We start from the raw sequence: 10569 nt of genomic DNA, 5'->3' as shown, positions 1-10569 counted from the left end.
GATCGAACAACCCCTCGACATCCCAGCCACGATCAGCCGGCCAATCCGAAATCGCGTCCACACCATCGGACACCAGCCGCCACAAATCCTCCGGCGAGGACACCCCACCCGGATACCGGCACGCCATGCCCACGATCGCCAGCGGCTCGTCGACCGAACCGGCCGTGGCCGCCACCGCCGTACGCCTGGTGTCCGCACCGACCACCTCGGCCGCGATGTACTCGGCGACGGCGAGCGCGTTGGGGTAGTCGAAGACCAGCGACGCCGGCAGCCGCAGCCCGACCTGGGCGTTCAGCGCGTTGCGGAACTCCACCGCGGACAGCGAGTCGAAGCCAAGCTCACCGAACGCCCGATCGGGCTCGATCGCCTCCGCCCCGGCGTGCCCCAGCACGGCGGCCGCCTGCGTACGCACGATCTCCAGCAGCGCAGCCACGCGGTCCGCTTCGGACAGCGGCGCCAGTCGCTCGGCCAGTTGCGCCGCCGCCGCGGGAACTCCCGCCGCACTTCTGCGGGCCGGTCGCCGGACCAGGCTGCCCAGCAGAGCCGGCGCCTCCGGGCCGGCCGCGGCGAGCGCGGTGAGGTTCAGCCGGATCGGCACCACCGCGGAGGCGTCCGAGACGCAGGCCGCGTCGAACAGTTCCAGCCCCTGCTCGGCCGACAGCGGTTCCACACCCGTACGGCTCAGCCGCTGCCGCTCGACGGCGGTCAGCTCACCACCCATGCCGCCCTGGGCGTCCCAGAGGCCCCAGGCCAGTGACTGGGCGGTGAGGCCGTTCGCCCGGCGGTGCGCGGCGAGGGCGTCCAGGAAGGCGTTCGCCGCGGCGTAGCTGCCCTGACCCGGCGTCCCGAACACCCCCGACGCCGAGGAGAACAGCACGAACGCCGCCAGCTCACGATCACGCGTCAGCTCGTGCAGGTTCAGCGCCGCGTCCACCTTCGGACGCAGCACCCGATCCACCCGCTCCGGCGTCAGCGACCCGATCACACCGTCGTCCAGCACACCCGCCATGTGCACCACGGCCGAGACGTCCACCCCGGCCAGCAGAGCGGCCAACGCGTCCCGATCGGCCACGTCACACGCGGCCACCGACACCTCGGCGCCGAGGTCCGCGAGCTCTTCGATCAGGTCGGCGGCGCTCTCGGCCGAGGCGCTCCTGCTGGTGAGCAGCAGGTGACGCACCCCGTGCGCCACGACCAGGTGCCGCGCCACCAACCGGCCCAGCATCCCGGTGCCACCCGTGACCAGCACCGTCCCCTCGGCCGGGAACGACGTCACCGGCTCGACCTCGGCGGGCACGCGGACGAGCCGGGCCGCGTACATCACCCCGTCGCGCACCACGACCTGCGGCTCGCCCGACGCCACCACGACCGGCACGTCCACCGAGCCGTCGGTGTCCAGCAGCAGGATCCGGCCCAGGTTCTCCGACTGCGCGGACCGCACCAGTCCCCAGACAGCCGCACCGGCCAGGTCGGTCACGTCCTCACCGGGCAGCCCCACGGCACCCGACGTGACCACCGCCAGCACCGCATCGGCCGGCCGCTCCTCCTCCGGCCACGACTGCAACGCCGACAGCACCGCATGTGTCGCCCCGCGCACCGCATCCGCCGACACACCCGGCTCACCGCGGACCACGACCACCTCGGCCGGGTCGGTGGTGGCCGGTGACGCGCCACCGATCGGCGCCCACGAGAGCCGGAACAGCGGGGCGGCCTGCCGCGAAGCGGCCGTGTCGAGCCCGCCGGCCGGGATCGTCCGTACGGTCAGCGACTCGACCGACGCGACCGGGGCACCGGTGTGGTCGGCGACGGCGATGCTCACCGCGTCCGAGCCGACCGTGGTGACCCGGACGCGCACCGCCTGCGCGCCGGTCGCGTGCAGGGCGACCCCCGCCCACGAGAAGGGCAGCGCCGCCTCCTCGCCGATCACGCTGGTCAGCCCGATGGCGTGCAGGCACGCGTCGAGCAGGGCCGGGTGGATCCCGAACCGATCGGCCTCCTCCTGCACGGACTCGGGCAGCGCCACCTCGGCGAAGACGTCGTCGCCGCGGCGCCATGCCGTCTTCAGGCCCTGGAAGACGGGGCCGTACGTGATTCCGGCCTCGGCCAGGTCGGCGTACAGGCTGCTGAGATCGACCGATACGGCACCGGCGGGTGGCCATTCGTGAGCCGCCGCCACCGGCTCGGTCACGCCGGGGGCCAGCAGGCCGGTGGCGTGGCAGACCCACGGCGCGTCGACGTCCTCGCTCCGCGAATGGACGCTGACCGACCGGCGGCCCGTTTCGTCGGCGGCGCCGACGGAGACGCGCACCGCGACGCCGCTTTCTGGCAGCACCAGCGGAGCCTGCAGGGTCAGTTCCTCAAGCACCTCGCAGCCGACCTGGTCACCGGCGCGGATCGCCATCTCGACGAAGCCGGTGCCGGGGAACACCACGTTGCCGAGAACCCGGTGGTCGGCCAGCCAGTCCTGCGTACGTGAGGACAGCCGCCCGGTCAGCACCACGCCGTCCGACTCCGGCGACGTCACGACAGCGCCCAGCAGCGGGTGATCCGCCGAGTCCAGGCCCGCCGACGCGATGTCGGCCGCCCCCGCGAAGGCCCCGGCCCAGGCCTGCCTCCAGTAGTCGAGGGTGTCGAGCCAGTAGGACTCGCGCTGGAAGGCGTAGGTGGGCAGGTCGACGCGGTTGGCGCCGGTCTCGGCGTAGAAGGCCTGCCAGTCGACCGGGACGCCGGCGGTGTGCAGCTGACCGAGCGCGGCGACAACGGTGTCCGCTTCGGGCCGCTCTGCCCGCATCGTGGCGGTGAAGACGGCAGTGTCGGCCTCGTCGAGGGTCTGCTGGGCCATCGCGCTCAGCACCGCGTCCGGGCCCAGCTCCACGAACCGGGTCACCCCCTGAGCGGCCAGGGTGGTCACCGCGTCGGCGAACCGCACCGCGCCCCGCACCTGGTCCACCCAGTAACGCGGCGTGCCGAACCCGTCGTCGGCCGGCGAGCCGGTGACGGTGGACACGATCGGGATGGACGGCCGCCCGTAGGTCAGCGACTCGGCCACTTCGGCGAAGTCGGCGAGCATCGGTTCCATCAGCTGGGAGTGGAAAGCGTGGGAGACCCGCAACCGGCGCGTCTTCCGCCCCTGCTCCGCCAGCCGCGCCGCCAGGGCCAGAACCGGGCCCTCCTGCCCGGAGACGACCACCGCGCGCGGCCCGTTGACCGCGGCGATGTCCACCCCCTCGGTGAGCAGGGGGGTCACCTCGTCCTCGGTGGCCTGGATGGCGACCATCGCCCCACCCGACGGCAGGGCCTGCATCAACCGGCCCCGCGCCGCGACCAGGCGGCACGCGTCGGCGAGCGACAGCACCCCGGCCACATGCGCGGCGGCCAGCTCACCCACCGAGTGCCCGGCCAGGTAGTCCGGCCGCACCCCCCACGACTCCACGAGGCGGAACAGCGCCACCTCCACCGCGAACAACCCCGCCTGCGCATACGCCGTCTGGTCCACCAGATCGGCGTCGGCGCCCCAGATCACCTCACGCAACGGCCGATCCAGATGCCCATCCAGCTCAGCGACGACCGCGTCGAAGGCTTGGGCGAACACCGGGAACGCCGCGTGCAGTTCACGGCCCATGCCGAGCCGCTGGGCGCCCTGACCGGTGAACAGCACACCGACCTTCCCACCGGAACGGGCGACACCCCGCACCACCCCAGGTGCGGTACGGCCCTCCGCCAGTGCCGCCAGCCCCGCCAGCAGCCCGGCCCGATCCCCACCGGTCACCACCGCCCGACGCTCGAACGACGCCCGCGTCGTCGCCAGCGACAACCCGACATCCGCGACACTCAGGGCGGGACGGTCCTGCACGAAGGCAAGCACCCGCGCCGCCTGCCCGGCCAGCGCATCCGGCGTCTTGCCCGACACCACCCACGCCACCGGAGCCCCGGCCTGGACCTCGCCCTCGGCGACGACGGAGGCCACGCCCTCACCGGACACCGGCTCAACGGCAGCACCGGCGAGCGCCAAGCCTTCGCCCGCCGCTGCGGCGTCGGCGGGCTGACCGCTCTCGGCCAGGACCTGGGCGGTGCCGGCGAGCAGGGCCGGGGAGGGGGCCTCGGTGAGGAGGACATCGGCGGCGAGGTCGGCGGGGGCCTGCTCGATGATGACGTGGGCGTTGGTGCCGCTGATCCCGAACGACGACACACCCGCACGACGGGGGCGGTCCACCTCCGGCCACGGCATCGCCTCGGTCAGCAACCGCACCTGACCCGCCGACCACTCGATGTGCGGAGAGGGCTCGTCCACGTGCAGCGTCTTGGGCAGCACCCCGTGCCGGATCGCCTGCACCATCTTGATGACCCCGCCGACACCGGCCGCCGCCTGCGCGTGACCGATGTTGGACTTCAGCGACCCCAGCCACAGCGGCCGCTCCTCAGGCCGATCCTGACCATAGGTCGCCAAAACCGCCTGCGCCTCGATCGGGTCGCCGAGAGTGGTGCCGGTGCCGTGGCCCTCGACCACGTCGACGTCCTGCACCGACAGCCTGGCGTTGGCCAGGGCCTGGCGGATCACCCGCTCCTGCGACGGACCGTTCGGCGCCGTCAGACCATTCGACGCGCCGTCCTGGTTCACCGCCGTACCCCGCACCACCGCGAGCACCCGGTGCCCGAGCCGACGGGCGTCCGACAACCGCTCCACCAGCAGCACACCGCAACCCTCGGCCCACGCCGTACCGTTCGCGCCCGCGCCGTACGCGCGGCACCGCCCATCGGGCGACAGCCCGCGCTGGCGGGAGAACTCGATGAAGGCCTCCGGCGTGGCCATCACCGCCACACCACCCACCAGCGCCAGCGAGCACTCCCCCGACCGCAGCGCCTGCCCGGCCAGATGCAACGCCACCAGCGACGACGAGCAGGCGGTGTCGACCGTGACCGACGGGCCCTCGAACCCGAACACATACGACACCCGGCCCGAAGCGATCGACCCGGTGCTGCTGTTCGCGGCGTAGTCGTGGTACATCATCCCGGCGAACACCCCGGTCGCCGACCCCCGCAACGAGCCAGGGTCGATCCCCGCCCGCTCCATCGCCTCCCACGAGGTCTCCAGCAGCAACCGCTGCTGCGGATCCATCACCAGAGCCTCGTTCGGCGAGATCCCGAAGAACCCGGCGTCGAACTCCGCCGCCTCGTGCAGGAACCCACCCCGCTTCACATAACTGGTGCCGGGCCGGGCGCCGTCGGGGTCGAAGAACTCCTCGACGTCCCAGCCACGGTTCACCGGGAACTCGGAGATCGCGTCCACCCCGCCCGCGACCAGCCGCCACAGGTCCTCCGGCGAGGACACCCCGCCCGGATACCGGCACGCCATGCCCACGATCGCCAGCGGCTCGTCCGTCGCGTCCGTGGCGGAGCGTACGGCGGTGATCTTCCGGCCCGTTCCGGTGAGTTCGGCGGCGAGGTGACGGGCGAGCGCGGTCGGGGACGGATAGTCGAAGACCAGCGAGGCGGGCAGCCGCAGGCCGGTCTCGGCGTTCAGCGCGTTTCGGAACTCCACCGCGGAGAGCGAGTCGAAGCCGAACTCGCCGAACGCCCGGTCCGGCTCGATCGCGTCGGTCGAGGCGAAGCCCAGCACCTGCGCCACGTGTCCGAGCACGAGCCGCAGCAGCATGGGCTGCCGCTCTTCCTCGGGCAGGTCGGCCAGCCGCCGCGCGAGCGCGCCGTCGGCGGATCCGGCCCCGGCGCTGCGCCGGCGGACCGCGGGGACGACGCCGCGCAGCAGCTGGGGCAGGTTCTCGGCCTGGGCGCGCAGGCCGGGGAGGTTCAGGGTCAGCGGCGCCAGCACCGGCTCGGCCGTCGTGAGGGCGGCGTCGAAGGCGGCCAGCCCGGTGTCGGCGTTCAGCGGGACGAAGCCGCCCTGGGAGAAGCGCGACTGCTCCAGGGTGCCGGCCATGCCGGCCGCCCACGGGCCCCAGGCCAGTGACTGGGCGGTGAGGCCGTTCGCCCGGCGGTGCGTGGCGAGGGCGTCCAGGAAGGCGTTCGCCGCGGCGTAGCTGCCCTGACCCGGCGTCCCGAACACCCCCGACGCCGAGGAGAACAACACGAACGCCGCCAGCTCACGATCACGCGTCAGCTCGTGCAGATTCAGCGCCGCGTCCACCTTCGGACGCAGCACCCGATCCACCCGCTCCGGCGTCAGCGACCCGATCACACCGTCGTCCAGCACACCCGCCATGTGCACCACGGCCGAGACGTCCACCCCGGCCAGCAGAGCCGCCAACGCGTCCCGCTCGGCCACGTCACACGCGACCACCGACACCTCGGCGCCGAGCCCGGCGATTTCGTCGCGCAGTTCGGCGGCGCCGGGCGCCTCCGGGCCGCGGCGGCTCACCAGCACCAGGCGGCGCACGCCGTGCCGGGCCACCAGGTGCCGGACCACGAGTTCGCCCAGCGCGCCGGTGCCGCCGGTGACCAGGACGGCTCCGTCGCCGAACCCGGCGGGCCCGGCCTCCGGAGCGCCGGCCGGCACCCGGACCAGGCGGGCCGCGTACATCACCCCGTCGCGCACCACGACCTGCGGCTCGCCCGACGCCACCACGACCGGCACGTCCACCGAGCCGTCGGTGTCCACCAGAACCACCCGGCCGGACAACTCCGACTGCGCCGAACGCACCAGCCCCCACACCGCGGCACCGGCCAGATCGGTCACGTCCTCACCGGGCAGCCCCACGGCGCCCGAGGTGACCACCGCCAGCACCGCATCGGCCGGCCGCTCCTCCTCCGGCCACGACTGCAACGCCGACAGCACCGCATGCGTCGCCCCACGCACCGCATCCGCCGACACACCCGGCTCACCGCGGACCACGACCACCTCGGCGGGCGACGGCTGGGCCGTGCTCACCGGGAGGGGCGACCACTCCACCCGGTACAGGTTCTCCGGCAGGGCCGGCGACGACGCCTGCTCGGCGGAGATCGGGCGCAGCGTCAGCGAGTCGGCGGACAGCACCGGCCGTCCGCTCGTGTCGGCGACGTCCAGCGTCACCGTCCCGGCGCCGGCCGGGGTCAGCCGTACGCGGACGGCGGGTGCGCCGGCGGCGTGCAGGGTGACCCGTGACCACGCGAACGGCACCACGGCCTGCTGCTCGAACAGCCCGGCGAAGGCCGCGGTGTGCAGGCAGGCGTCCAGCAGGGCCGGGTGGATGCCGAAGTCGGCGGCGGCGGACGCCGCCTGCTCGGGCAGCGCGACCTCGGCGAACACCTCGTCGCCCGAGCGCCAGACGGCACGCAGGCCCTGGAAGACCGGGCCGTAGCCGAGGCCGGCTTCGGCGAGGTCGCCGTACAGGTCGCCGAGCTCGACCGGGACGGCCCCGGGCGGCGGCCACTCGGCCGTCGCGTCCTCGGCGGGGGCGGCCCCGGCGGTCAGCACGCCTTCGGCGTGCAGGGTCCACGGCAGGTCCGTGCCCGGTTCGTCGAGACGGGAGTAGATCGCCACCGTACGCGCGGGGGACGCGGCGTCCTGCGGGCCGAGCACCACCTGGATCCGGACGCCGCGATGGACGGAGTCCGCCTCCGGCAGCGCCAGCGGCGCGTGCAGGGTCAGCTCGTCGAGCACGGCGCAGCCGACCTGGTCACCGGCGCGGATCGCCAGTTCGACGAACGCCGTCCCGGGCACCAGGACCCGGCCCATGACGCGGTGGTCGGCGAGCCACGGCTGCGCGCGGGTGGACAGGCGGCCGGTGAGGACGACCTCCCCGGAGTCGGGCATCTGGACGACCGCGCCCAGCAGCGGATGCCCCGGGGCGTCCAGGCCGGCGGCGGCCACGTCGGCGGTGGGAGCGGCCTCCACCCAGTATCTGCGCCGCTGGAACGCGTACGTCGGGAGGTCCACCCGCACGGCGCCGCTTCCGGCGAAGACGGCCTGCCAGTCCACGGGAAGCCCGCTCGTGTGCAGCCCGGCGAGGGCGGCGATCATGGCGACGGGCTCCTGCCGGTCCTTGCGGAGGGTCGGGAGGAGCGCGCCGGTTCCGACGGTCTGCCGGGCCATCGCGGTCAGCACCGCGTCCGGGCCCAGCTCGGCGAACCGGGTCACTCCCTGCCCGGCGAGGGTGCTGACGGCGTCGGCGAACCGCACCGCGCCCCGCACCTGGTCCACCCAGTACCGCGCGGTGCCGAAGCCGGAGTCGGCGAAGGCGCCGGTGACGGTGGACACGATCGGGATCGACGGCCGCCCGTACGTCAGCGACTCCGCCACCTCGGCGAAGTCGGCGAGCATCGGTTCCATCAGGTGAGAGTGGAAGGCGTGGGAGACCCGCAACCGGCGCGTCTTCCGCCCCTGCTCCGCCAACTGAGCCGCCAAAGCCAGGACCGGGGCTTCCTGCCCGGAGACCACCACCGCGCGCGGCCCGTTGACCGCCGCGATGTCCACCCCCTCGGTCAGCAGCGGCAGCACCTCGTCCTCGGTCGCCTCGACCGCGACCATCGCCCCACCCGACGGCAGCGCCTGCATCAGCCGGCCCCGCGCCGCGACCAGGCGGCACGCGTCGGCGAGCGACAGCACCCCGGCGACGTGCGCGGCGGCCAGCTCACCCACCGAATGCCCGGCCAGGTAGTCCGGCCGCACCCCCCACGACTCCACGAGGCGGAACAGCGCCACCTCCACCGCGAACAACCCCGCCTGCGCATACGCCGTCTGGTCCACCAGATCGGGGTCCTCGCCCCAGATCACCTCACGCAACGGCCGATCCAGATGCCCATCCAGCTCGTCCACGACCGCGTCGAAAGCCTGCGCGAACACCGGGAACGCCGCGTGCAGTTCACGGCCCATGCCCAGGCGCTGGGCGCCCTGACCGGTGAACAGGAAGGCGGTGTCGCTCTCGGCCGCCGTGCCCCGCACGATGGCCGCCGACGGCTCGCCCGCGCTGAGCTCGGCCAGGCCACGCAGGACGGACTCCCGGTCGGTCGCGAGCAGCACCGCCCGGTGCGCGAGCGCGGCCCGGCTCGTCGCCAGGGAGTAGCCGAGGTCGACGACGGACGTGTCCGGCGACCCGTCGAGGTGCTCCAGCAGCCGGGCCGCCTGGGCGCGCAGCGAGTCGGCGTCGCGTGCCGAGACCGGCAGCGGCACGGGCGTCGCGGCCGGCCACACCGGCGCGCTCGCGGGAGTGCTCTGCGTCACCGGCTCGGCGGGGGGCGCCTCCTCCAGCACGACGTGGGCGTTGGTGCCGCTCACGCCGAACGACGAGACGCCCGCCCGGCGAGGCCGGTCACCCGACGGCCACGGCCGCCGCTCGGTCAGCAGCCGGACGTTCCCCGCCGTCCAGTCCACGTGCGAGGACGGCTCGGTGACGTGCAGGGTGCGCGGCAGCACCCCGTGCCGCATGGCCATGACCATCTTGATCACGCCGCTGACCCCGGCGGCGGCCTGCGCGTGGCCGATGTTGGACTTCACGGAGCCCAGCCACAGCGGCTGGTCGGCCGGCCGGTTCTTGCCGTAGGTGGCGAGCAGGGCCTGCGCCTCGATCGGGTCGCCGAGGGTGGTGCCGGTGCCGTGTCCCTCCACCGCGTCGATGTCCGCCGTGGTCAGTTCGGCGCCGGCGAGCGCGTCGCGGATCACCCGCTGCTGCGCCGGGCCGTTCGGCGCGGTGAGGCCGTTGCTGGCGCCGTCGGAGCCGACCGCGGAACCGCGGATGACGGCCAGCACGTGGTGCCCGTTGCGCTGCGCGTCCGACAGTCGCTCCAGCAGGAGCAGACCGGCGCCCTCGGCCCAGCCGGTGCCGTCGGCGCTGTCGGAGAACGCCTTGCACCGGCCGTCCCGGGCGAGGCCGCTCTGCTTGCTCATCCCGATGAACGGGCCCGGCGTGGACATGACCATCACGCCACCGGCCAGCGCGAGCGCGCACTCCCGGTTGCGCAGCGCCTGCGCCGCCAGGTGCAGCGCCACCAGGGACGACGAGCACGCGGTGTCGACCGTGAGGGTCGGCCCCTCCAGGCCGAGGGTGTAGGCCACCCGCCCGGAGATCACCGCGGACGCGGTGGCCGTGCCCAGGTAGGCCTCGGCCACCTCGGGGGCCGCGTCCAGCAGGCCCGCGTAGTCCTGCATGCCGGAGCCGACGAACACGCCGACCCGCTCACCGCGTACGGAGTGGGGGTCGAGGCCGGCGCGTTCGAGCGTCTCCCAGGCGACCTCCAGCACCAGGCGCTGCTGCGGGTCCATGGCCAGCGCCTCGCGGGGCGCGATGCCGAAGAAACCGGCGTCGAATCCCGCCACGTCGGCGACGAAGCCGCCCTCCCGTACGTAGCTGCGCTCGGTGTCGAGGTCCCAGCCGCGGTCGACCGGGAACGGGCCGATGGCGTCGACCTCGTCGGCGACGAGCCGCCACAGCTCCTCGGGTGAGGTGACGCCGCCCGGGTAACGGCAGCCCATGGCGACGATCGCGATGGGTTCGGTGGCATCGGCCTCCACCTGGCGCAGCCGCGAGCGGGTCTGGTGCAGGTCCGCCGTGACCTTGCGCAAATATTCAAGGAGCTTCTCGTCGTTGCCCATCAGCGAGTCCCCAGTTAGTCCTCAGTCGGTGCCACGTTGGTGCTGGT

At 74.0% G+C, this 10569-nt stretch carries 1 protein-coding gene; it reads right to left on the bottom strand.

The features are described 5' to 3' along the window. On the bottom strand, positions 1–10522 hold a 10522-nt coding region (locus HHX33_RS28910), incomplete at its 3' end, for a type I polyketide synthase (protein WP_182877370.1). Between the last annotated feature and the right edge of the window lie 47 nt (positions 10523–10569).

Source organism: Microbispora sp. H10670, from assembly GCF_014161385.1.
Taxonomy (GTDB): Bacteria; Actinomycetota; Actinomycetes; order Streptosporangiales; family Streptosporangiaceae; genus Microbispora; species Microbispora triticiradicis.
The sequence above is the reverse complement of the archived record's forward strand: the minus strand, read 5'-3'. Positions and strand labels throughout refer to the sequence as shown.